This window comes from Haloferax elongans ATCC BAA-1513, assembly GCF_000336755.1.
GTDB lineage: Archaea > Halobacteriota > Halobacteria > Halobacteriales > Haloferacaceae > Haloferax > Haloferax elongans.
This window is the reverse complement of record NZ_AOLK01000015.1, coordinates 437282-460344: the sequence shown is the minus strand read 5'-3', so window position 1 is coordinate 460344 and position 23063 is coordinate 437282. Positions and strand designations below refer to the sequence as shown.

The window sequence follows — 23063 nt, the reverse complement described above, 5'->3', positions numbered from 1 at the left end:
CGGTCGACACCAACCGTCTCGGTCGAGCAAGAAGCAATCTCTCGACGGCCTTTTTTGAAAATCAGACTCGGTATCGCTAGTTCGGCGCAGCAGACAGCGATGAGGCCTTCGCCCGCGCCTTCTCGACGATTTCGGGGCGGGCCTCGAACTCGACGAGCACTTGCTCGCCTTCGTACTCCTCGCTTTCGACGTGTGCGTGGTCGTAGAGCCACGAGACGAGGCTCATCGTGTCGTCCGCCATCGGAAGCAAGAGTCGTTCCTGTTCCCATGCGGGCAGGGCGCGCTCGACGCGCTCGGTCAACTCCTCGATGTTCTCTCCGGTGAGTCCCGAGACGGGCACCGGGTTCGGCGCGAGCGCCGACAGCGCCGCACGCTTTTCTTCGAGTTCCTCGTCGTCGACCTTGTCCACCTTGTTGAACACGGTCACGATAGGAGCCTCGTTGCGCTCGTAGAGCGTGTCGTGGCTCGTGACGAGTTTCTCCCGCATCGCTTCGAGCGATTCCGACGCGTCCACGACCAAGAGCACGAGGTCGGCACGGTAGACCGAATCGAGCGTCGACTTGAACGACTCGACGAGCCAGTGTGGCAAGTCAGAGATGAATCCGACAGTGTCGGTCAGAAGGACGTCTCGCTTGCCTGTTTCGGCCCGGCGCGTCGTCGTGCCGAGCGTCGTAAACAGTTTGTCCTGTGACTCGGCGGTCGGGTCGAGGTCGGGATGGAGGTCGTCGTTCTCCCCGACTTCGAGGTCCGCCGCGAGACGCTGCATGAGCGTCGACTTCCCGGCGTTCGTGTAGCCCGCGAGCGCCACGAGGTCGAAGCCCGATTCCCGGCGCTGTTCGCGCCGCGTCTCTTCTTTCTCGGCGATAGAGTCGAGTTCGTTCTTGATGCGCGAAATCTGCGCTTTGATGTCGCGTTCGCGGCTCTCGTCGTACTCGCCGAGCCCCATGAATCCGGGGCGTTCGTCGCGCTTCGCCAGCGACGCCTTCGCCTCGGCACGCGGCAGTTCGTAGCGCAACTCGGCCAACTCGACCTGCAACTGTGCCTTGCGCGTACTCGCTCGCTGTCCGAAGATTTCGAGGATGAGCGTAAAGCGGTCGACGACCTCGGTGTCGGTCGGCAGTTTCTGGGCGATGTTGTACGTCTGGTACGGGCCCAGTCGGTTGTCGATGATGACCGCCCCGGCGTCCTCGCGAGCGACGAGCGACGCTAACTCCTCGGCCTTCCCTTCACCGAAGTGGAACGCGGGGTCTTCGTCACGAGTTTGCGTGAGACTCGCGACGACGTCGTAGCCAGCCGCTCGCGCGAGGTCGGTTATCTCGGAGAGGTCGGCGTCTCCCCTGTCGACGCGCTTCGCGACGACGACGCGAGTCATCGCCGTCCCCCGTTCGTCTGGTATCTCGCCTGCACTGTGTCGGTGTACCCTAGCCGGCGGAGGCACTTAAGCCCCCCTCGGGCAGACTCATACGACGAGATGGGTGCTCGTCACCTCCACGTCCATACGAGTGATACCACGGGCCGAGTCTTGTAGGTTATCGCCCACAGAGTGACAGTCATCGTCGCTTTCGCGAACGTCGTGAGTCCCCCTGCGAGGAATCCGCCCCACAAATCACTTATATGAACGCGCAGGATGTTCGGCGTATGGACCCCTTGCAACTGAGCATCGACCCACAACAACTCGGTCTCGAATTCGGAAGCGGGGCCGTCGTCGGCGGCATCATCGGCTTCGCCGCCAAGAAGGTGGCAAAGCTCATCGCCGTCATCGTCGGCCTCGAACTCGCTGTGTTCAAATTCCTCGAATCGCGGGGCATCATCACCGTCGACTGGGAGCGTCTCACCGGCGGCCTCGTGAGCGCGACGCAGGACGCCGCGACCGGCGCACCACCGGACTGGATTTCGACCATCCTCTCGACGCTCTCCATCTCGGCTGGCTTCTCCGGCGGCTTCCTCGTCGGCTTCAAGAAAGGGTAATTCGCGGCCGGTTTTCGCGGCTGATTTTCGCTCGGTCAGAGCCGACGCTGAGTCGCGTCTCGGTCGTTACAGGTCGTCTTCGTCTTTGACGATACGCGTCTCGGCGGTCCCGCTTGTGATGTTGTTGACCTTGTCGTAGAAGTCGTTCTGCATCCCCGCCGGGAAGGTGATGACGCCGACCCACGAGCCGTCGCTTTGCCACTCTTCGCGTTCGAGGTCGCCGTAGCTTCGAATCTGCGCCTGTCCGCTCCCGGCGTATTCGGCGGGCAGTTGGACGGCGACAGTGACTTCGGCGAACTTGATGGGAAGGACGGGACGGAGCGCGTCGAGCGCGTCGTCGACCTGCGATTCGACCGGTTCCATCGGGTCGATGGTGAACCCGGCCTCTTCGAGCGCTCGCTCGATTCGCTCTGGTGGGTGCGGCGTGTCGTTCATCTGCGGGTTGACCGCGTTCCGCGCGATGCGGTTGATGAGCGACCGACGCTTCTGTTCTTGCATCTCGCGGCGCTGCTCGGCGGTAATCTGAATCTCACCTTTCTTGACGACCTCGGGGATAATGGTCAGCGGGTCTGTCGTCCCGAAGACCTCTTCGAGATCGTTCTCTGCGGGACGGTCGCCGCGAGACGCGTCTTCGAACACGTCTTCGGCGGCGATGACGTCCTCTAGGTCGCCGTCGAACTCGCCGCGCTTGATTGCCAGTGCCGCGTCGGGGTCGATGAGGACCTCGAAGCGTGCGCCGTGTGATTCCAAGCGGGCAGTGACTGCTTCGTCGAGTGAAATCATAGACGGCGATTCACTCTCCGAGGTAAAAAGCCCTCGCCGCCTGTCGAACGACGGCGGTCGCACTGGGTATTCGTCGATTTTCCGACGAAGAAACCGTTATGCCCGCCGACTACCCACATTCTGGCATGAGTTCCCAAGCCTCCGAGAAGTCACTCGAAGAGCGCATCGAGTTGTTCATGCGCCGCAACTTCCCTCAGATTCAGATGCACGGCGGCAGTGCTGGCATCGACGCTATCGACGAAGAGACGGGCGAAGTGTGGATTTCGCTCACCGGCGCGTGTTCTGGCTGCGGTATCTCGCCGATGACGATTCAGGCGCTGAAGTCCCGGATGGTCGCCGAGTTCGACGAAATCGACGCAGTCCACGCCACGACTGGTGGCTCCTACGACGACGGGCAGGGTTCCGGAGTCGACCCCGACATCTCCGACGTACCGTTCTGAACGCGAGTTTCTGAGAGGCACGTTCTCGCCGCCGCGAGGAGAGCGTTCGCTACGCGAGTGACGGAGTAAAACACGAATTCGAGTGAGTACGGCCGTCCGAGCCTATGCGAGTTGCTCGATGATTTCGACGAGGTCCTCTTTACTCTGGACGCCGATGACCTGCTTTACCTGCTCGCCGTCGTGGTAGAACTGGAGGGTCGGAACGCTACGAATCTGCTTGTCGCGGGCGAGTGCCTGGAGTTCGTCGATGTCGACCTTAGCGACGACCGCGTCGGTCTCCTCGGCAATCTCCTTGACCGTCGGTTCGAGCATCTTGCACGGCCCGCACCACTCGGCGTGGTAGTCCACGAGGACGATATCGTGGTCGGCGAGGAGTTCGTCGAGGTGGTCCGCACTCTCGACGTGAATAGGTGAGCCGGTTGCTTCGGGTGTACTCATGCAGATTCATATTCGCGCGACACTCTTACCGGTTGCGCCCGTCTGCGCCGGAATGCACGACCGCAGAAGTCGAATTTCTGACGAGTGGGCCGTTCTAACGAGCGACTGCCACTCAGCAGTCGTACGTCAACAGTACCCCGTCGTCGACGCGCTCCACGTCTCGAAGCGAGAGTCGGGGAAAGTCGGACACGAATCCGTCGCCGTCTGCGAGTGTGGGCGCGTCGCGACCGCCGATAACCATCGACCCGACGTAGAGCGTGAGTTCGTCCACGAGGTCGTCGTCGAACAGTGAGAAGATGACCTCGCCGCCGCCTTCGACCATCAATCGCTCGACGCCTACGTCTTCGAGAGCCTCGAACGCGGCCGGAAACGAGACTCGTTCAGCCCCGGCGACGACGAGCGTCGCGCCCGCGGCTTCGAGTTCCCGACGGCGGGCCTCTGGTGCGTCCTCGGAGATAAGGAGGTACGTCGTCGCTGCGTCGTCCAAAATGCGTGCGTCAGTCGGCGTTCTGGCGCGCGAGTCGGCGACGACTCGTGCTGGGTGAGCACTGTCTCCGTTCTCGGCGCGCTCAGCGACGAGTTCCTCGGCGTCGAGTGTGAGGTGCGGGTCGTCGGCGAGAACCGTCCCGACACCCACGAGGACCGCGTCGGACGCCGCGCGTATCCTGTCCACGCGCTCGAAGTCGTCGTCGCCGCTAATCATGACCTGTTCGCGTCGCCGAGAAGAGAGCTTTCCGTCGACGCTCGTGGCGGCGTTCACGTGGACGTGCATACTCGCGAGTCGCGCGGGCGTCGAAAACCCCTTTCGGTGACCGAGTTTGCCGGAGAGGAATTAAATAGGCCACCGTGCTACCTTGTGCCATCAATGGTTCCGAAGGTCCTCATGCTGGGGTGGGGGTTCCCGCCGAACGTCAGCGGCGGCCTCGACACACATGTCGGCGAAATGTTCGAACGTCTCGAAGACCGCGACGACGTCGAAATCGAACTCGTGTTGCCTGCCGAGTACGCCCCGGAGCGTGAGGGCATCATCGGAGTCCCGACAGGCGACGGCGACATCATCACGCGCATCGGCCGGTTAGGGTCGACGTTCGCCGAGCGAGCCGAAGACGCCGATATCGTCCACACCCACGACTGGTTCGGCTACGGTCCCGGGTCGCGCGCGAAGTCGAACAACGAGGACGTGACGTGGGTCTCGACGTTCCACTCGCTGTCGTCGGACCGCAACATCGACCCGCCGCAGCGAGAGGTCGAAACCGAGCGCCGCGTCGTCGAGCGATGCGACCATCTCATCGCGGTGAGCAAGCTCCTCGCTGGAAAGGTCAAAGAGGAGTACGGCGGCGACTGCCACGTCATCTACAACGGCTTCTCGGAGTGTGAGACGACCGGCCGCGACATCAAATCCGAACTCGGTATCGACGGGAAGATGCTCTTTTTCGTCGGGCGGCACACAGACCAGAAGGGAATCTCACATCTCGTCTACGCGCTGGAAAAACTCGACCGCGACGACGTGACGCTCGTCATGGGTGGGTCGGGACACCTCACCGACCAACTCAAGCGATTCGCCGAACTGCTCGGCGTCGGAGACCGAATCGAGTGGGCAGGGTACGTCCCCGAAGACGCACTCGGCGACTACTACGCCGCCGCCGACCTGTTCGTCTCGCCGTCGCTGTCGGAGCCGTTCGGCATCACAATCGTCGAAGCCCTCTCGGTCGGGACGCGCGTCGTCGCCACCGAAAGCGGTGCCGCGGAGGTCCTTCCCGACGACTGCGTCATCGAAGTCGAACCCGACTCGCACTCTATCGCCGACGGTATCGAGTACGGCCTCTCACTGGAGGGTGAACCCGAATACGAACCGTACACGTGGGACCGCGTCGTCGACGAGACGGTCGAATACTACCACGACGTGTTAGACGACGAAGAATAGGGACCGGACTACCGCAGCAATCGCAGGTCTGTCACCGGTTCCGGGTGCCGGATTCGGTAGCCGTCTCGCGTCGGTACCATCCCTTCTCGGGGCATCGTCCCGCGGGCTGACTGATACGGTGAATCGTCGGTCTGGACTGACTGGTACGGCGAGTCAGCCGACTGGTAGGCGCTGTCGGAGCGCTGGTACGGGCTATCGCCGGACGCGTCGGTGTCGAAGCCTTCTGGTGGGAGATAGATTCGCTCGCCCGACTCCGAGCGGACGATGACCGCGGTGTCCTTGTCGCCCTCCATCACGATAGTCGTCCACCCGTTTTCGACGGTCACGGAGAAGGAAACTGCCTCCGCGGCGTCGGGGTCGGCGTCGTTCGTCATACGAATGCAACTGACACGCGAACACTTAGTGATTCGCTCCCGTAGGCGACCCGGGTTCGCAGTCGAGTTGGCGGCCCGGCAATCCTTTTTATTGAATGGGGGCGAAGCCCTCACCGATGGAACTCGATCACCATGCCGAGGAGCTTGCCTCCGCCCTCGGTGTCGACAAAGAGGAGGTCAAAAGCGACTTGCAGAACCTCTTGCAGTACAGCGTCCCGCTGGACGAAGCGAAACAGAGCGTCCGACGAAAACACGGTGGAAGCTCGTCGAGCAGTGATGCTCCGCCGTCGGCCAAGCGCATCGCCGACATCGAACCCAACGGCGGCAACGTCTCGGTGACTGTCCGCGTCCTAACGGTTGGTACGCGCTCTATCGTCTACCAGGGCGAATCCCAGACGATTCACGAGGGGAAACTCGCCGACGGCTCCGGGACAATCTCCTACACCGCGTGGCAGGATTTCGGATTCGAACCCGGGGACTCCGTCACTATCGGCAACGCTGGCGTCCGAGAGTGGGACGGCAAACCTGAATTAAACATCGGCGCAGCATCGACCGTCGCGGTCGAATCTGAACCGGTCGAGACGCCCTACGACGACCAAATCGGCGGCGATGCCGACCTCATCGACCTGCAGGCTGGCGACCGCGGCCGGGTCGTCGAGACGCGCGTGCTCGAAGTCGAATCGCGGACTATCGACGGCCGCGACGGTGAGACGACTATCCTCTCTGGCGTCCTCGCCGACGAAACCGGGCGACTCCCCTTCACCGATTGGGCACCGCGCCCGGACCTGAAAGAAGGTGCAAGCCTTCGCCTCTCGGACGTGTACGTCCGCGAGTTCCGCGGAGTCCCGCAAGTGAACCTCTCGGAGTTCACGACCGTCGAAGTGCTCGACGACGCTGTGGAAGTCTCCGACTCCGCGCCGCGCCTCAAAATCGGCGAGGCGGTCGACGCAGGCGGCGTCTTCGACATCGAACTCCTCGGCAACGTCCTCGAAGTACGCGACGGGTCGGGACTCATCGAACGCTGTTCCGACTGTAGTCGCGTCCTCCAGAACGGCCAGTGTCGCCAACACGGCGATGTCGACGGCGAGGACGACATGCGCGTCAAGGCGATTCTCGACGACGGCACGGGAACCGTGACGGCTATCCTCGACCGCGACCTGACCGAAGCAGTCTACGGCGGGACGATGGAAGACGCGATGGCCCAAGCGCGAGAGGCGATGGACAAGGAAGTCGTCGCCGACGACATCGCCGACACGCTCGTCGGCCGCGAGTACCGCGTTCGCGGGAACCTCTCTGTGGACGAGTACGGCGCGAACCTCGAAGCCGACGAGTTCGAAGAGACTGACGACGACCCGGCTGAACGTGCCGCGGCCCTCCTCACGGAGGTGGGCGCATGAGCTCCTCACCAGTCGTCGGAACGCGCGAAGTCGCCTACCGCGTCTTCGCCGCCGAGTTCGACGACGCGTCGCTGTCGTACTCCGAGAGCGACGAAGAGCGTGCCCCGAACTACGTTGTCACGCCGACGGGCGCGCGCCTCAACCGGACGTTCGTTGCGGGCGTCCTCACGGAAGTCGAACCCGTCAACGACGAGGTCCTTCGCGGCCGCTTCGCTGACCCGACGGGCGTGTTCGTCACCTACGCCGGACAGTACCAGCCCGAGGCGATGGCGTTCCTCGACCAGACCAAGCCCCCCGCGTTCGTCGCACTCACCGGCAAGGCGCGAACCTACGAGCCGGACGACTCCGACGTGGTCTTCACGTCGATTCGACCGGAGAGCGTCAACGACGTTGACGCCGACGTTCGGGACCGTTGGGTCGTCTCCGCGGCCGAAGCGACACTCGAACGCATCGCCGTCTTCGACGAGGCGCTCTCGATGCCCTACCGCGGTGAGAACCTCCAGACAGCGCTGGAAGCCCGCGGTGTCGACCCGACGCTGGCCGCCGGCATCCCGCGTGCAATCGACCACTACGGGACGACCCGCCGGTACCTCGAAGCCATGCGGACGCTCGCCGTCCAGACGCTCGAACTCGTCACGGGCGACCGAACGGAAGTCGACCAGCTCACCGTCTCGCCAGACGAACCCGGCGACGTGACGCTCGGCACGCTGCCGGAACTCGACCTCGAACCTGCCGATGCCGTCGCTATCGAGGAGTCGGTCGAAGAGACAGACGCCGACCACGCTCCGGAGACGGACGCGGCCGAAGAACCGGCCGAGACGCCAACCGAGTCTGAGCCGATTGCTGCCGAAGCGTCGGTCGACTCGGCTGACTCGGCTGATTCGCCCGGCTCGGACTCGACACCGTCAGAGTCGGAACTCGACCTCGAATCCGACACTTCGGAGCCCGAGACTGAACCAGAGCCAGAATCTGAACCTGAACCGGAGATTGAATCTGAGCCTGAGCCAGAACCGGAACTGGAGTCGGAGCCTGAAGCCGACCCTGTGTCCGAACCAGAGTCGGAATCCGCCATCGACTCCGAGCCAGAGCCTGACATCGAATCCGAATCAGAACCTGATATCGAATCCGAACCCGGCTCCGAGCCATCGCTGGATGCTGAAGCCGACGCTGAGCCGTCGCTGGACACGGCCGACGACCTCGGTGACTTCGGCGATTCGACGGCCGAATCGGGTGAGTTGGGTGACTTCGACGACACCGAAAGCGGAACGCTCGGCGACTTCGACGACGGGTCCGAGTCGACCGATGGAGAGCTCGGTGACTTCGGAGACGAACCAGATTCGACTGACGACGACACAGCCAGCACGGCCGACGCGACCGGTGCAACCGACGCGGCCGACCCGAACGGGATGTACGAACTCGACGAGGAAGAGCGCGAAGAAATCGAATCCGAGTTCGGAACCGAGTTCACGAGCGGTGCGGAGGTCGACCCCGCTGGCGAGGCAGACATCGACGTGCCCGACGCAGACGAGCTCGAAGCGGAAGCCGCAGATGAACCGGCGGCAGACACCGAACCGGCTAGCGACGAACCGGCGCTCGATGTCGAGTCGGAGTCCGAACCTGAACCTGAACCAGAAGCAGACGCGGAGACGGAACCCGCGGCTGAATCGGACCCCGAACCAGCAGCGGAATCGGACGAACCGGACGTCGCTGCCGAGGACGTGAACCTCGAAGCGGTCGTTGTGGAGGCGATGGAGGGCCTCGACGATGGTGACGGCGCTGCACGCGACGCAGTCGTCGACTCCGTCGTGGACGAGTACGGCGTGGACGCGGCCGCAGTCGACGATGCCATCGAGGAGGCACTTCTCGGCGGTCGCTGCTACGAACCGAAGGAAGACGTCCTGAAGGCAATCTGAGGGCGTGACCGACCCACTCGTCGAACCGATTCCCGGCCATCCCGCGGCGGTCGCACGAACGACACGCCGGGACTTCCCCGAGCGGTCGCTCGTCGTCGCCGACTACCACGCCGGTATCGAGGCGGGTCTGCGATACGAACGCGGCGTCGAACTCCCGTCGAACACCGACGTTCGCCGCGAGCGACTGCTGTCGCTTCTCGACCGGACCGACGCCGACCGATTGGTCGTCCTCGGCGACCTCGGACACCGAATTTCCGGTCCGAAGGGCGACGAAGCCGAGGAGCTGACTGACCTCGTGGAGGCCGTGACCGACCACGCGGAGATGACGCTCGTTCCCGGCAACCACGACGGCGGGCTCGCGGACTTTTTCGGCGACCGAGTAGAGGTGACCGACGGCTCCGGCGTCCGGCTTGGCGACGTTGGGTTTTGCCACGGCCATACGTGGCCCTCGCGAGAGGTGCTGGCGGCCGATATCGTCTGCTCGGCGCACGAACACCCGGCAGTCAGACTCGAAGACGAAGTTGGCGGCGGGCGAAAAGAGCGCGTCTGGCTTCGTGGGTCGCTCGCGGCGGAGGTCTTTGCCGACCACTTCGACGTGGACGTATCGGAGTTGGAGTGGCACGACCCCGAATTGGTCGTGTTCCCGGCGTTCAACAACACCTCCGGGGGAACGTGGGTCAACGTCCCCGGGCAGGAGTTTCTCTCGCCGTTCCTGCCGGACGGGCTGGTAGATGGGGAGGCGTACCTGCTCGATGGGACGCGGTTGGGTGACTATCGGAACGTCTGAGCGGAGCAGTTGTCAGGGTCGCCAAACACGGTCTCCGTTTTCTGACGCGCCTACGCGAAGGCGAACGTGAGAGTACCGAGGACAAACACAGAACCGGCCGTCACGCGAGCGAGTCGCTGCCAGCCGGTCCACTCGAAGAAGAACGCTGGAACGCCTTTCTCTCGTTCCCGAACAGCATAGACGACGAACCAGAGACTCGAAAGCACAAGCACTGCGGCGAAGACCAGTTGCCACGCCGCGAGGTCGTCTCGCTGGGTGCCGAGCACGATAAGCAGGTTCCCGGCAGTGAACCCTGCCTGCGATAGCCAGAACGTCCGTTCCGGGGTCACAGTGGTACCCCACCCTCGGCGCGTGGCGACCACATCAGACGACCACCGAAACAAGCTCCCACGCATGTATTCCGGCGTAGAGGGCTGCACTCCCCGCGACGAGATAGACGAGCGGCCCCCATTCCGTTGGGCCGTCGGCACGCTCGGGATTCGTCAGCGCGACCACCGCGACAGCGACGAGGACGGTCCCTCCGAGGGCCGAAACGAGCGTCGCGATGTCGGTCGCCCCGTGGGCGATTTTCACGCCAGCACTGGCTGCTGCGGCGAGGCCGAAGCACACGAACGAGAGCCAATAGACGCGATTCGGGGACACGGCCGAACTTCACTCACATTCGACATGAATCTGCCGGAGACGACCACCCCGAGCGGTGCGTTTAATCGCGTTCACCCGTAACCTCGGGCGATGCCAGACGGCGAGGCCGCTGGAATGGACGCCTTTACGAGGCTCTCGCAACCCGTCCGCGACGCCCTCTCGGAGCGCGGATTCACGACACCGACGGAGCCACAGCGCCGGGCGATACCCCCGCTCGCCGCCGGAAAGAACGGCCTCATCATCGCACCGACCGGGACCGGCAAGACCGAGACGGCCATGTTGCCAGTCTTTTCGGCCATCGCCGACGCCGACGAGCGATTCGGAATCTCGGCACTGTACATCACGCCGCTTCGGGCGCTGAACCGCGACATGCGCCAGCGCCTCGACTGGTGGGGCGAGCACCTCGGAATCGACATCGACGTTCGCCACGGCGACACCACGCAGTACCAGCGCCAAAAGCAGGCCAACGACCCGCCGGACGTGCTGGTGACGACGCCCGAGACCCTGCAAGCGATGTTGACCGGGAAGAAGCTCAGAACGGCGCTTTCGGACGTGGAACACGTCGTCGTCGACGAGGTTCACGAACTCGCGTCGGCCAAGCGCGGCGCGCAGTTGACCATCGGTTTGGAGCGCCTTCGGGAACTCGCCGGGTCGTTCCAGCGAATCGGTCTCTCGGCGACTGTTGGCTCGCCAGCAGAGGTCGGTCGATTCCTTACCGGAGACCGAGACTTCGAGATTATCGAAGTGGACGTGGACAATCGCGTGGAGTTCGAAGTCGTGCGGCCGCAGGTGACGAACGAGGACGAGCGACTGGCAGGGAAACTCGCCACGGACCCCGAGATAGCGAGTCACGTCCGAACGATACGCGACATCGTCCGAAGCCACGAATCGGTGCTCGTCTTCGTCAACACCCGCCAGACGGCCGAAGCGCTCGGGTCGCGGTTCAAGGCACTCGACGACCCCATCGAGGTCCACCACGGGTCGCTGTCGAAGGACGTGCGAATCGACGTTGAGGACCGATTCAAAGCAGGCGAGTTGGACGCGCTCATCTGTACGTCGTCGATGGAACTCGGCATCGACGTGGGGCGCGTGGACCACGTCGTCCAGTACAACAGTCCGCGCGAGGTCGCCCGCCTGCTCCAGCGAGTCGGGCGGGCGGGCCACCGCCTCGGGGTCGTCTCCCGTGGCACCATCGTCACCGACCACCCGGACGACACGCTCGAAGCGCTGGCTATCGCCCGCCGCGCCGAATCTGGCGAGGTCGAACCCGCTCGCGTCCACCACGGGAGTCTCGACACCGTCGCGAACCAAATCGTCGGCATCGTCATGGATTACGGCGACGTGTCGGCCCGGCGGGCGTACGAAATCGTTACTCGGGCGTACCCCTTCCGCGACCTCTCGGAGGACGACTTCCGCGGAATCGTTCGCGAACTCTCGCAGAACCGACTGCTCTGGGTCGAAGAGGAAAAGGACCTCCTCGAAAAGTCCAGCGGGACGTGGCAGTACTTCTACGCGAATCTCTCGATGATTCCCGACGAGGAGACCTACGAGGTCCACGACATCTCCTCGCGGCGGCAAATCGGGACGCTCGACGAGAAGTTCGTCCTCAACTTCGCCACGCCGGGTGCGACGTTCATCCAGCGCGGCGAGATGTGGCGCGTCAACGACGTGGACGACGAGGAAGCGCGGGTGAACGTCTCGCCAATCGAAGACCCCGGCGGCGAAGTCCCGTCGTGGGTCGGCTCGGAGATTCCGGTTCCTGCCGCAGTCGCCGGGGAGGTCGGCGAACTTCGAGACGTGGCCGCCCCGCAGTTCGAGTCGGGGGCAGACCGCGAGGGGGTCGCACGCGACATCACCACGCAGTACCCGACAGACGCCGAAACCGTCTCCTCTGCGCTCGGCCCCATCGAACGACAGGTCGAGACGGACGCACCGATACCGACCGCCGACAGACTCGTCCTCGAAGGCTCGCCCCGACAAGTGACGCTCAACACTTGTTACGGCCACCGCGTGAACGAGACGCTCGGCCGCCTTCTGTCGGCGCTCGTCGGCCAGCGAACCGGGTCGTCGGTCGGGATGGAGGTCGACCCCTACCGCGTCGAGTTCGACGTGCCGGGGAAGGTAAGTCCGACGACGTTCGCCGAGGTGCTTCGGGAGACCGACCCCGAGCACGTCGAAGCCCTCATCGAACTCGCGCTCAAGCGCTCGGACTCGCTGAAGTTCACGCTCGCACAGGTCGCCGCGAAATTCGGGACGCTCAAACGGTACCAGGGGAAGGGCCGCTTCGGCGGCGACAGACTCCTCGCGGCCCTCGAAGGCACGCCAGTCTACGACGAGGCGGTTCGCGAGGTGTTCCACACGGACCTCGCGGTCGGCGAAACGGTCGAACTGCTCCGGCGTATCCACGACGGCGACGTGGAACTGGTGGTCGCCCGCGAACCGACGCCAATCGGAATCGGCGGACGCGGGTCGGGAACCGACTTGCTCGTCCCCGAAAACGCCGACGCCAGCGTCATCCAGACGGTCAAAGAGCGCATCCAGAACGACCGCGTGTTGCTCGCATGCCTCCACTGCAAGGACTGGACGCGGAAGAAACCGGTCAAGCGCGTTCGCGACCCGCCGAAGTGCCCCGAGTGCGGTGCGACACGCATCGCCGCGTTGAATCCGTGGGACGACGAGGCGGTGAAGGCGGTACGGGCCAAGGAGAAAGACGAAGAACAAGAGCGTCTGACGAAGCGAGCGTATCGCTCGGCGAGTCTGGTGCAAGCACACGGCCGGAAAGCGGTCGTCGCGCTCGCGGCCCGCGGCGTCGGCCCGCACAACGCGGCGCGTATCATCAACAAACTCCGCGAGGACGAGGACGACTTCTACCGCGACATCCTCGAACGCGAGCGTGAATACGCCCGGACGCAGTCGTTTTGGGACTGAAGACTCACTCCGCTATCGCCCACTCGTCGAGAATCTCGGTCGTCGCGCTGGCGAGAGCTTCGAAGTCCTGCATCGAGATGCCGTCGGTCGTGACGAACACGCCGATGTCTTCGAGCGTGATACGGACGAGGTAGCCGTTTTCGAACACGCGAATCGTGTACTCGTAGTCGCCGAGTTCGGACCCGCGGTAGGCGTCTTGGGTCATCTTGAAGTCGTGCCACTCGTTGCCGATAAAGGAGTTCAGGTCGGCTTCCTGTTCGAGGTCGTCGCGGAGGTAGACCTGCACGTAGTCGAAGCGGTTGAAGTACGTGAGCGACCGCAAACTGTCGCCGACCGCGGTCCGGCACGTCGTCACCAACTTCGCTTGGGCCTCGTCGGGAAGGAGATTTGACATCGCCTGTGGGTGTGCGACGAAGTAACAAATAGACGGTGTCTGCGGCAGGTACCGCGGCGGCGGGTGACTTGAGTCGGCGTCAGTGTTCGCCGCGGCTCACTCCGACGAGTAGGCCTCGCGGTAGTCGCGCTCGCGGCGAATGAGTTCCTCGACACCGTATTCAAGGATGTCCTCCCCGAGCGACGTGGCGCGGTAGTAGGAGAACAGACCGTCCTCGTCGGCGCGAGAGCGTTTTCGTTTCTCGACGAGTCCGGCGTCGACGAGTTTCCGGAGGTGATAGTGGAGGTTGTTCGCTCGAATATCGAGTGCCTCCTCCAGTTCTTTCGGACTCCGCTCGCCGAAGTGGACCAACCGGTAGAGGAGCGTAAATCGCGTCCGGTCGCCGATGGCCGCCTGCATGTCGAGATACTCGTCCAGCGTCAGGACGCTCGTCGGTGGCAGCAACTCGGCCGGGTCTTCTGGGTGGCCGTCCGAGTCGGCAGGGGAGTTCGTCGCCATCTCAGTTCGCTAGATGCAGCGTACAGACTTAACAGTTCTCGAGTCAAACATCGCTGAAAAGGCCGTTTTTTATAAGTAGTTTCGGTCAGTACGTCGTCACATGCAGGACGCCATCACGCGCGATGATATCCACGACGCGCTCGGAACCACCGCCTACGACCGGTTTCTCGTCTACGTGATGGGTCCCTACAAGTCCTTCAATCTGAACTACGTCCTCTCAGAGCGGGAACTGGCGAACATCGACATCGAAGAACTCCCCGGTCCGATTCGAAAGTTGTTCTCGGCGCGCGAGGACATCGACGACGCGCTGGCGCTCCTCCGCCGAGTTCAGGGGTCGCTGCGAGCCGACCCCGGGGTGAACGCTTTTCTCGCCGTGGACGTGGACATCGATACCGACGACGTGGACGCAGCGACACAGAGTCTCGCCTTCGCGGAGGCGAGCAACGCGACCGTGTTCGTCCTCCCGTTTCTCGGCCACAACTTCGGCGTCGGCGAGGAGGCAGGGTCCGTTCTCGAACGTCTCTCTGAGACCCACGGCGACAGAATCGTCTTCGTCCACGAGGCGTCGGTCACGAGCGAAATGATTCGGGCCGCACGGGCGCGCTGGGACCTGCGAGTCGAGACGTACGACACCGAAGAAGAACTGCACAAGCGCATCCGACTCTTCGTCGCGGACGTGATGAACAGAGAACTCCACGGTGATTTGGCGCGCCTCGATTAGATTGTTTATCGTTACCGAATAACAGATTAAATTTATCTGACAAACGTGCGACTCCTAATTCGTCATGCCCGACGACGCACTCGGACTGGCGATGCTCGATAGGTTCCGCGGATGCCTGCGCGCGCCCTGCATCTACCGCGACGGCGCAGACACTGGCGACGCGCATATCTACGAGCACTATCTCGTCCCGTCCGAGCGCTGGCCTGAGTCGAAGTGGGAGTTCGTCGAGTCGCTTCGCCCGCCCGTGTTAGATGTCGGTTGCGGCGCGGGACAGCACGCACTCGCGATACAGGACCGCGGCGAGGTCGTCGCCTTCGACGTGAGTCCGAACGCGGTTCGCACGGCCCGAGCGCGAGGTGTCGAGTCGGCTTTGGTCGGGGACATGTTCGACCCACCGACCGAATCTGGTCGGTTCGAGACGGTCCTCGCAAACGGCACACAAATCGGTCTCGCAGGGTCACTCGGTGACCTCGCAAACCTACTCGCGTCGCTCTCTGAGTACACCACCGACACGGGCGAACTCGTGGTCGACTCCTACGACTCGACTCGAATCGACTCCGAGGAGTTCTTCGGCTACAGACCCGACTCGCGTACCGGGATTGCGCGCCGGACGTTCCACGTCGAATACGGTGACCTGCGCGGGCCGGACCTCGAATTCCTCCTCGTCTCGCCGGAGCGACTGCGAGAGGTCGCGTCCGACGCCGGTCTCGACGTTGCTGACGTGTCGTACTCGGCCCCCGAATCGAGTTACTTCAAGGCCCGGCTTCGCTGACGGTCGGGGTCGAAGGCGCGGCCGAGGTCGCGGTCGGGTCGCGGCCGCACAGCGCTCTCGAATTGCTCGTCATTCCCACCGATTCGTCGCTTCGTTCCGTCTCGGCAGAAACGGGAGCAACAGGGCGACGACGAAGACGATTCCAGCAATTGCGAGGTAGTCAGTCGTCGTCACGACGAGCGCGACGAGCGAGAACACGGACGCGTCACCGCTGTTGACCGCCTCGACGGCCGCCATCTCGCTGTTCAAGAGGACGAGACCCATGAAGACGACTTCCGCGAACACCACTCTGATTCCTGCTTTGGTGAGCCACCACCCGGTAGAGAGCGGCCCGCCCGTGAGTGCACCCCACTCTCGACGGACTTTCCGCCGCCACCCGGCACTCACGACACACCACCGTTGCATGTGAACATGCGTCAGTATTGGCCGGGGAGAAAGATAATCTGCGTGGGGCCGAGAGCACCCCGTGCTCCGCCCGTCAGTCGAGCATCGGCCTGACGGTCGAGATTGCCGCGTTGAAGTGCTCGCGGGTGATGCGAATCTCGTCGGCGTGGTCGTTCGCGGCCGTTCCTTCGTAGGCGTTCGCCACGTCTTCGATAGCACGAAGTGCGGCCTCGCGGCAGACCGCAGCAACGTCAGCACCGCTGAAGCCGTCCATGTGAGCGGCGACGTCGTCGAGGTCGATATCGGTGCTGAGTGGCTTGTTCCGGACGTGTACGTCGATGATAGCGCGCCGCGCCTCGATATCCGGATTGGGGACTTCGACGTGTGTCTCCAGTCGTCCCGGTCGGAGAAGCGCCGGGTCGAGGGCGTCGCGGCGGTTGGTCGCCGCGAGGACGACGAGGTTCGGGTTGTCGGCGGCGATGTCCATCTCGGTCAGGAGTTGCGAGACGACGCGTTCTGCCACACCCGAGTCCGAGCTCATGCTGTCGCGGTCGGTGGCGAGCGCGTCGATTTCGTCGAAAAAGAGGATACTCGGGGCGGCCTGTCGGGCGCGGGCGAACACCTCGCGGACAGACTTCTCGGACTCGCCAACTGGCGCGGCGAGAAGTTCCGGCCCGGCAACGTGGATGAAGTTGACACCGCTTTCGGCGGCGATAGCACGGGCGAGAAGCGTCTTTCCGGTTCCCGGTGGGCCGTGTAAGAGGACGCCGGTCGGCGGGTCGGTCGAAGCCGCTTCGAACAGCGGTGCGTAGGTCAGCGGCCACGTAACGGCGCGTTCGAGCGTCTGTTTCACGTCGTCGAGTCCGCCGACCGCTTCGAATCCTTTCGTGGGTTGCTCGGCGACGTACTCGCGCATCGCCGAGGGCTCGACTGCGGCCATCGCCGCCTCGAAGTCGGCGCGGGTGACAGTCATCTCCGAAATCGGTGAGTCGGCACCATTTCTGCGGGCACGCCTGAGGGCAGTCATGGCGGCTTCCTTCGCCAGCGATTCGAGGTCGGCACCGACGAAGCCGTGGGTTCGGGACGCGAGTCGGTCCACGTCCACGTCGTCGGCGAGTGGCATCCGGCGAGTGTAAACGTCCAGAATCTCTCTGCGACCGGGTTCGTTCGGAACGCCAATCTCTATCTCGCGGTCGAACCGGCCACCGCGGCGAAGCGCGGGGTCGAGACTGTCGACTCGGTTCGTCGCGCCGATGACGATTACGTCGCCACGGGCGTCGAGACCGTCCATAAGCGAGAGGAGTTGGCCGACGACGCGACTTTCGAGGTCGCCGCCGTCGTCGCGCTTGGACGCGATAGAGTCGATTTCGTCGAAGAAGATGATACTCGGTGACTCCTCGCGGGCCGCTTGGAACACCTCGCGGAGCTTCTCTTCGGATTCGCCTTTGTACTTCGAGACGACTTCCGGCCCGGAGACGGTGATGAACGTCGCGTTCACCTCGTTCGCGACGGCTTTGGCGATGAGCGTCTTCCCGGTTCCCGGTGGGCCGTGTAAGAGGACGCCTTTCGGCGATTCGGTCCCGAGATGCGTGAACACCTCCGGCTCGGAGAGTGGGAGCTCTATCATCTCTCGGACGAGTTCGAGTTCGTCGTCGAGGCCACCGATATCTTCGTAGGTGATACCCGTGGCACGGCCGCGACTCCCGTCGGATTTTTCGCCACCGGTCACGGTCTTGACGGCGTCACGGACTGCCTCGCTGGCTCCTTTCGAGCTATCGACCGTCACAGTGACTTTCGTCGAATCGGTGACGCGAACGATGCCCTCCGGGGTCGTCGATTTGACCGTGAGAGCCGCGCCGCCGAGGCGTTCGACGCGAACGCGGTCGCCGGAGCGGAGCGGACGATTTCGAATCTCGGCGCGAACGACCTCTTCGACGGTGTCGCGACTGACACTGGTTCGGTCGAGCGCGTCAGGCCCGGCAAGTGTGACGGCTGTCGCGTCCTCGACAGAGACCTTGCGCACGTTGACGGAGTCACCGATTTTCACGCCGGCGTTGGCGCGGGTGTCGGCGTCGACCAGTATCTCGCCAGCGTCGGCACCCGGCCGAGCGGGCCACATCTTTGCGACAGTTTCCCTGGAGCCGTCGATAACGACCGTCTCGCCGCTCAACACGCCGAGTTCCTTCCGTGCATCCTCTGGAAGTCGGGCGATACCACGTCCGGCGTCTCGCTTCTCCGCGGCGCGGACGACAAGTGTCACCCCGTTTTCAGCCATGGAGTGCGATTAGACCGCCCGACTCTTGAGGGTTCGCCCGGGACAACCGTTTTGCCCAACGATGTGATAGCTCTACACATGGTCGCCACGACTCAGAAAGACGGGTCGACGTGGTACCGGTGTGAAGAGTGCGACATGCTGTTCGACCTCGAAGAAGACGCCAAGGCTCACGAGGAGTATTGCGACACGGACAGTCCGTCGTACCTCCAGTAAACGCGACGGTGCCAATGAGGGGGAGAATGGTGGTGCCAACGAGGACGAGACGGAGAGTCCCAACGGGGATGGAAATGACGGTGGTGATGCAGTAGACGCTACGCAGGGTCGTGTTCGGCGGCGATGCGCTCGGCGTGTTCGAGTGACGTCGCTCGCTCCCAGCGGACTTGCTCGCCGTCACCGTACGCCAACGCCTCTTTCAGTTCGTCACGGAGGACACCGACACCGCGACCGACGAGGGTGCCGTCGGCGTCGCCGAGTTCGTAGTAACCGTAGGCTTCCGGTGCCTTCCCGATGGTCGGTTTATCCAGCGGTTGCCAGCGTTTCCGAAGCATCACTCGGCGACGAACTCGTAGGCGTCTTCGCTCCAGTCGTCTTCGACGAAGACGAACACGCGACCGCGGGCGACTTCGGGGTCTGCGTCGACTTCGAAGCGATGCCCGGAGATGCGGCGGGCGACGACGCCGGGGAAGAGTTCTTCTTCTTCACCCTCGGCGAGGATGACCCGACCGACGCCGCTCGATTCGAGCACCTCGTCGTGTGTCTTGAGGTCGTTGACGTACATCATCACGCCTTCCGTCTCCGACGGGTCGGTGACGAGGACGTGGACTTCTCGCCCGGGCTTGGTCGTCAGCGTGTCCGTGACCGCCTCGGGGACGCCCCGATAGACGGTCGTCCGACCGTCGAGGTACTCCACCGCGACGCCGTAGTCGAGGAGTTCCACACCGAGTGTACTCGGGGCAACGTCGTTTCGGGCGCTCATACCACGCGATTACGTCGGTGCGGTGAAAAGGAACGCGGTACACGAACGCACCGCCTCCCGTGTCAGTTCAAATCTCGCCGACCCCACCCACGCGACAGCGGTGGATATGGCATGGACCGCTACTTCTTTGCCTCCGCTCGTTTCGGTACAGATATGCACGGCCGAGCAGCCGCCCTCGGTGCGGGGACGATACTGAACGCACTCGCCACACACACTGGGTCAGCGTTCGCCATCGACGCCGAGACGACCGCGACGGTCGAACTCGACGACTCGAACGCGGTCTCCGGCACGATTGCGGAAGACCCGGACGCCGACACCCGACTCATCGAGCGCTGTGTCGAACTCGTCGTCGAGCGCTTCGGCGACGGTGAGGGTGGAACGGTCGAAACCGAGAGCGACGTGCCGATGGCCGCCGGGCTCAAAAGCTCCAGCGCCGCCGCCAACGCCACGGTACTCGCCACCCTCGACGCGGTCGGCGCGTCGGTCGGTCCCGGCCCGGACGACGATATCTCACGTCTCGACGCCTGTCGCCTCGGCGTGGAGGCCGCCCGCGACGTTGGCGTGACTGTCACGGGCGCGTTCGACGATGCGACCGCCTCGATGCTCGGGGGCGTCGTCGTCACCGACAACAGCGCAGACGAACTGGTCGTCCGCGACGAAGTCGAGTGGGACGTCCTCGTCTGGACGCCGCCGGAGCGCGCCTACAGCGCCGACGCCGACGTCTCCCGCTGTGAGAACGTCGCCTCGATGGCCGACCTCGTCGCCGACCTCGCACTCGAAGGCCGGTACGCCGAGGCGATGACCGTCAACGGGCTGGCGTTCTCTGCCGCGCTCGACTTCCCGACTGACCCCGCCGTCGAAGCGATGCCAATCGCGGATGGAGTCTCGCTGTCCGGGACTGGACCAAGCGTCGTCGCGGTCGGCGACCGAGACGACCTCGAAGTCGTCCGCGACTTGTGGGACGCCCGCGACGGCGAGACACGACTGACCACCACGCGAACTGATGGAGCACGAATCTTATGACAGAAAACACCGCAGACACTGCAGACAGCGTCGATGCCGCCGAATCGATTCAAGACATGACACTCGACGAACTCCGTGCGGAAATCGCGGACATCGACCACGAACTCGTCGAACTCATCGCCCGCAGAACCTACGTCGCCGACGCTGTCGCGCAAGTTAAAGCCGAAAAGGACCTGCCGACGACCGACGAATCGCAGGAAGAACGCGTCATGCAGCGGGCGGGCGAGAACGCCGACCACTTCGGCGTCGATTCGAATCTCGTGAAGGCCATCTTCCGGTTGCTCATCGAGATAAACAAAGCAGAACAGCGCGAGAGTCGGTAGTCGAAGACGGCGGTTTTTGACCTCGATATCGACCGGATAGAGCGGAATCTCCAGCTATCGGTCAGTTCTCCCCAGAAAGGTGATGACGGTGCTGCTGCTCTGACATCGTGTGTTCCCACCCACCACGACGCTCGATTTCGTTCTCTCGGGGACGGTGCTCGTCGTGGCGACGGTCTGGCGTCTCCGAACGCGGGAGAGTCCACAGGGTCGAGTACGGAGCTTCACCGCCATCGTCGGAGTGTTCGGAGCAGTCGCACTGCTCTGGTTTACGATTCGTCGGTTTGGGTACGTCGACGCAGTGTTGACTCCTTCGTCGGGCTTCGGTTACGGGCCATTCTGGCGCGCCCTTCCAGCTATCGCGGCAGAGATACTTGCAGTTAGCTTGTTCTCGATTCCTCTCGTACGCGGTGTTCTGACGACGGTTGACTGTCGTCTTCGAAAGCGGCAGAATCGATAGCCGGTACTTACGCAGTCGACCGAGTCACCTTCGGGAGCGTGACCGAGAACACGGACCCTTCGGGGTCGTTGTCTTCGACGCGGATGTCTCCGCCGTAGGTGTCGACGAGAGACTGGACGAGATACAGACCCATGCCGGTGCCGTTGCTCCCGAGGCCTTTCTCACCTTTTCCGAAGATGTTCTCCTTGTGGCCGTCTGGAATCCCGGGGCCGTTGTCTGCGATGTGAACCACGACGTCTTCGTCGCGTTCCTCCGCGGAGACGGTTATATTCGGAATCTCCTTGTCGTTGTGCTGGTTCGCGTTCTTCAACAGATTGCGGAAGACGGACTCCAACATGTCGTCGCCTCGGACAGTGACGCTCGGGAGTGGCCCCTCGGAGATAATCACCGATTCGGGGAACGACGACCGAGCATCTTCGAGTTCGCGTTCCAGAACGCTTCGGAAGTTCACAGGCTCGGACGCGGAAGCCTCCGAAAACAGAACTTTCGAGATGTCGCCTGCAGTCTTCGTCAGTTCGACTGCGTGATTCGCTCTCGCGCGGACGGTCTCTAAGTGTGCCTTCCCTTCGTCGTCCAATTTGTCAGAGACGAACTCGGCGTAGGCGATGACCAACTGGAGGTCGTTTCGGATATCGTGGCGAAGCACCTGATTGAGTATTTCGAGCGTGTTGCGCTGTCTCTCCAGTCGTTTTTCGTACTCCTTTCGTTCAGAGATGTCGCGTGATAAAACGGTGAACCCATCGTCGTCGGCGAACACTCGAATCTCGACCCACATATCCATCGGCTCCGGGAAGTAGTGTTCAAACTCCCTCGACCCGCCGGTCTCCATCACGTCTCGGTACTCCGCTTCGAGTTTCGACGGAACGTCCTCACCAACCACGTCCCAGTAGTTTTCCCCGACGATTTCGTTCGCATCAATCCTGGTTCGGTCGGCCATCCGTTCGTTCCAAAACGTGACGACCCACTCGGAGTCGACGGTGAAGACCGCATCAGTCGTTCGTTCAAGGAACCGATACCGGTCTGAGAGGTTGATGGCCGCGAACATGGCTCCTTCGACGTCGCCACCGGTATCGTATAGCGGCTCGGCAGCAGCCCGGTAGCGGTTTTGTCCCCACGGCTTGACGAACGTAAACTCGCGTTCGACACGCGACTTCGTCTCGATTGCGTCACGCTTCAGTTCTGTCGTCGGCCGCGAAAGCTCACCAGGGAACAGTTCTTCGTCTGTCTGCCCGAGAATCTCTTCTTCTGGCGGTTCGGGAGACGAGTTGTGAACCCACGTGTGGCGGAGGTTGGTATCGACCTTCGAACCGTTCATCTCTCCGGTTTCGAGAACAAGATTCAGGAAGCGCTCCGTTCTCTCGAGTTCTCGTCTCAAATCCTCGCTCATCTCCCCGCCACCCTCGAATGACACCTGAGGCGACGTCTCGAATCCGCCCCACTCCGGCTAGAAGACAGGAAAAGAGCCGATGCTCGCTGCGCGACCATATGTGCTACTCTTTGGACAGTCTTGATAAATATGTGAGTTAGATAATTGAAGAATCCCGAGTGATAGGCGCTCTCTCGGTCGCTTCGGTGTTAGCCAAACAGTTGCTCGACTCACGATGTGGATGGCGTCGACGATTCGCCGTGTTGCTTTGCGATAGGTC

27 protein-coding genes are annotated in these 23063 nt (G+C 63.1%); 13 read left to right on the top strand and 14 right to left on the bottom strand.

Annotated features, from left to right (window positions below; all coding sequences use genetic code 11):
* Positions 1 to 76 precede the first annotated feature (76 nt).
* Positions 77 to 1372 carry a GTPase HflX gene (gene hflX, locus C453_RS09030; protein WP_008324007.1) on the bottom strand — a complete coding sequence of 432 codons (1296 nt, stop codon included), beginning with the start codon at positions 1370 to 1372 and terminating at the stop codon, positions 77 to 79.
* Positions 1373 to 1638: 266 nt separating this feature from the next.
* Here hflX and C453_RS09025 point away from each other — a divergent pair, with 266 nt between their 5' ends.
* Complete coding sequence (locus tag C453_RS09025) at positions 1639 to 1968, top strand: FUN14 domain-containing protein (protein ID WP_007539889.1); 330 nt, start codon at positions 1639 to 1641, stop codon at positions 1966 to 1968.
* Between the two features lie 66 nt (positions 1969 to 2034).
* Here the strand turns inward: C453_RS09025 and C453_RS09020 are convergent, their stop codons facing one another.
* A complete protein-coding gene (locus tag C453_RS09020; RefSeq protein WP_008324006.1) occupies positions 2035 to 2751 on the bottom strand; it encodes a ribosome assembly factor SBDS in 717 nt (238 codons plus the stop codon).
* Positions 2752 to 2876: 125 nt separating this feature from the next.
* Here C453_RS09020 and C453_RS09015 point away from each other — a divergent pair, with 125 nt between their 5' ends.
* The gene (locus C453_RS09015) at positions 2877 to 3191 is read left to right on the top strand and encodes a NifU family protein (RefSeq protein WP_083881586.1); all 315 of its coding nucleotides are present in this window, start codon (positions 2877 to 2879) and stop codon (positions 3189 to 3191) included.
* A gap of 102 nt (positions 3192 to 3293) precedes the next feature.
* Here the strand turns inward: C453_RS09015 and trxA are convergent, their stop codons facing one another.
* Both trxA and C453_RS09005 read right to left on the bottom strand, forming a co-directional pair.
* Positions 3294 to 3629 carry a thioredoxin gene (gene trxA / locus C453_RS09010; protein ID WP_008324004.1) on the bottom strand — a complete coding sequence of 112 codons (336 nt, stop codon included), beginning with the start codon at positions 3627 to 3629 and terminating at the stop codon, positions 3294 to 3296.
* A 112-nt stretch (positions 3630 to 3741) separates the two neighbouring features.
* On the bottom strand, positions 3742 to 4401 hold the full coding sequence (locus C453_RS09005; RefSeq protein ID WP_008324003.1) for a 2,5-diamino-6-(ribosylamino)-4(3H)-pyrimidinone 5'-phosphate reductase: 660 nt from the start codon (positions 4399 to 4401) through the stop codon (positions 3742 to 3744).
* Positions 4402 to 4512: 111 nt separating this feature from the next.
* Here C453_RS09005 and C453_RS09000 point away from each other — a divergent pair, with 111 nt between their 5' ends.
* Positions 4513 to 5553 (top strand): glycosyltransferase family 4 protein, encoded by a 1041-nt coding sequence (locus C453_RS09000; RefSeq protein WP_049907616.1) that lies wholly within the window; start codon positions 4513 to 4515, stop codon positions 5551 to 5553.
* Between the two features lie 8 nt (positions 5554 to 5561).
* On the opposite strand, the gene C453_RS08995 is transcribed toward C453_RS09000, so the two are convergent.
* A complete protein-coding gene (locus C453_RS08995) occupies positions 5562 to 5927 on the bottom strand; it encodes a DUF7510 family protein (RefSeq protein ID WP_008323997.1) in 366 nt (121 codons plus the stop codon).
* Between the two features lie 116 nt (positions 5928 to 6043).
* On the opposite strand from C453_RS08995, the gene C453_RS08990 reads away from it, so the two are divergent.
* From C453_RS08990 to C453_RS08980, 3 genes are read left to right on the top strand one after another with little or no spacing between them, the layout of a single operon-like run.
* Positions 6044 to 7324 (top strand): Single-stranded DNA binding protein, encoded by a 1281-nt coding sequence (locus C453_RS08990; protein WP_008323996.1) that lies wholly within the window; start codon positions 6044 to 6046, stop codon positions 7322 to 7324.
* A complete protein-coding gene (locus C453_RS08985) occupies positions 7321 to 9237 on the top strand; it encodes a rpa-associated protein (protein ID WP_008323995.1) in 1917 nt (638 codons plus the stop codon). Before C453_RS08990 ends, C453_RS08985 begins: the two co-directional genes overlap by 4 nt.
* A gap of 4 nt (positions 9238 to 9241) precedes the next feature.
* Positions 9242 to 10024 (top strand): metallophosphoesterase, encoded by a 783-nt coding sequence (locus C453_RS08980; protein WP_008323994.1) that lies wholly within the window; start codon positions 9242 to 9244, stop codon positions 10022 to 10024.
* Positions 10025 to 10074: 50 nt separating this feature from the next.
* On the opposite strand, the gene C453_RS08975 is transcribed toward C453_RS08980, so the two are convergent.
* The gene (locus tag C453_RS08975; RefSeq protein ID WP_049907615.1) at positions 10075 to 10353 is read right to left on the bottom strand and encodes a hypothetical protein; all 279 of its coding nucleotides are present in this window, start codon (positions 10351 to 10353) and stop codon (positions 10075 to 10077) included.
* Positions 10354 to 10387: 34 nt separating this feature from the next.
* Positions 10388 to 10666, bottom strand: coding sequence for a hypothetical protein (locus tag C453_RS08970; protein WP_008323991.1), 279 nt, complete (start codon positions 10664 to 10666; stop codon positions 10388 to 10390).
* 90 nt (positions 10667 to 10756) lie between these two features.
* On the opposite strand from C453_RS08970, the gene C453_RS08965 reads away from it, so the two are divergent.
* A complete protein-coding gene (locus C453_RS08965) occupies positions 10757 to 13594 on the top strand; it encodes a DEAD/DEAH box helicase (RefSeq protein ID WP_008323989.1) in 2838 nt (945 codons plus the stop codon).
* Positions 13595 to 13598: 4 nt separating this feature from the next.
* Here C453_RS08965 and C453_RS08960 read toward each other — a convergent pair whose 3' ends face one another.
* On the bottom strand, positions 13599 to 13988 hold the full coding sequence (locus C453_RS08960; RefSeq protein WP_008323988.1) for a DUF7522 family protein: 390 nt from the start codon (positions 13986 to 13988) through the stop codon (positions 13599 to 13601).
* Between the two features lie 96 nt (positions 13989 to 14084).
* Positions 14085 to 14486 carry an ArsR/SmtB family transcription factor gene (locus C453_RS08955; RefSeq protein WP_008323987.1) on the bottom strand — a complete coding sequence of 134 codons (402 nt, stop codon included), beginning with the start codon at positions 14484 to 14486 and terminating at the stop codon, positions 14085 to 14087.
* Positions 14487 to 14586: 100 nt separating this feature from the next.
* Here C453_RS08955 and C453_RS08950 point away from each other — a divergent pair, with 100 nt between their 5' ends.
* Together C453_RS08950 and C453_RS08945 are read left to right on the top strand one after the other, a co-directional pair.
* The gene (locus C453_RS08950; protein WP_008323986.1) at positions 14587 to 15207 is read left to right on the top strand and encodes a DUF7509 family protein; all 621 of its coding nucleotides are present in this window, start codon (positions 14587 to 14589) and stop codon (positions 15205 to 15207) included.
* Between the two features lie 64 nt (positions 15208 to 15271).
* Complete coding sequence (locus tag C453_RS08945; RefSeq protein ID WP_008323985.1) at positions 15272 to 15979, top strand: class I SAM-dependent methyltransferase; 708 nt, start codon at positions 15272 to 15274, stop codon at positions 15977 to 15979.
* A gap of 69 nt (positions 15980 to 16048) precedes the next feature.
* Here C453_RS08945 and C453_RS08940 read toward each other — a convergent pair whose 3' ends face one another.
* The gene (locus C453_RS08940; RefSeq protein WP_193788061.1) at positions 16049 to 16366 is read right to left on the bottom strand and encodes a hypothetical protein; all 318 of its coding nucleotides are present in this window, start codon (positions 16364 to 16366) and stop codon (positions 16049 to 16051) included.
* Positions 16367 to 16457: 91 nt separating this feature from the next.
* A complete protein-coding gene (locus tag C453_RS08935) occupies positions 16458 to 18638 on the bottom strand; it encodes an AAA family ATPase (RefSeq protein WP_008323983.1) in 2181 nt (726 codons plus the stop codon).
* Between the two features lie 78 nt (positions 18639 to 18716).
* Here C453_RS08935 and C453_RS20820 point away from each other — a divergent pair, with 78 nt between their 5' ends.
* On the top strand, positions 18717 to 18851 hold the full coding sequence (locus C453_RS20820; RefSeq protein WP_008323980.1) for a DUF7128 family protein: 135 nt from the start codon (positions 18717 to 18719) through the stop codon (positions 18849 to 18851).
* 98 nt (positions 18852 to 18949) lie between these two features.
* On the opposite strand, the gene C453_RS08925 is transcribed toward C453_RS20820, so the two are convergent.
* Together C453_RS08925 and C453_RS08920 are read right to left on the bottom strand one after the other, a co-directional pair.
* Positions 18950 to 19186, bottom strand: coding sequence for a DUF7508 domain-containing protein (locus C453_RS08925; RefSeq protein WP_008323979.1), 237 nt, complete (start codon positions 19184 to 19186; stop codon positions 18950 to 18952).
* Positions 19186 to 19614: a DUF5796 family protein gene (locus tag C453_RS08920; RefSeq protein WP_008323977.1), complete on the bottom strand. Its 429-nt coding sequence runs from the start codon at positions 19612 to 19614 to the stop codon at positions 19186 to 19188. Before C453_RS08920 ends, C453_RS08925 begins: the two co-directional genes overlap by 1 nt.
* A gap of 153 nt (positions 19615 to 19767) precedes the next feature.
* Here C453_RS08920 and C453_RS08915 point away from each other — a divergent pair, with 153 nt between their 5' ends.
* The 3 genes from C453_RS08915 (at position 19768) to C453_RS08905 (ending at position 21417) form a co-directional block, all read left to right on the top strand.
* Positions 19768 to 20637 (top strand): shikimate kinase, encoded by an 870-nt coding sequence (locus C453_RS08915; protein ID WP_008323975.1) that lies wholly within the window; start codon positions 19768 to 19770, stop codon positions 20635 to 20637.
* Positions 20634 to 20960 (top strand): chorismate mutase, encoded by a 327-nt coding sequence (locus C453_RS08910; protein WP_008323974.1) that lies wholly within the window; start codon positions 20634 to 20636, stop codon positions 20958 to 20960. The genes C453_RS08915 and C453_RS08910 overlap by 4 nt, the downstream gene beginning before the upstream one ends.
* Positions 20961 to 21069: 109 nt before the next feature.
* Entirely contained in the window at positions 21070 to 21417 is a 348-nt protein-coding gene (locus C453_RS08905; protein WP_008323973.1) for a hypothetical protein, read from the top strand.
* 7 nt (positions 21418 to 21424) lie between these two features.
* Here the strand turns inward: C453_RS08905 and C453_RS08900 are convergent, their stop codons facing one another.
* Complete coding sequence (locus tag C453_RS08900) at positions 21425 to 22804, bottom strand: PAS domain-containing sensor histidine kinase (RefSeq protein WP_008323972.1); 1380 nt, start codon at positions 22802 to 22804, stop codon at positions 21425 to 21427.
* Positions 22805 to 23063: the final 259 nt, after the last annotated feature.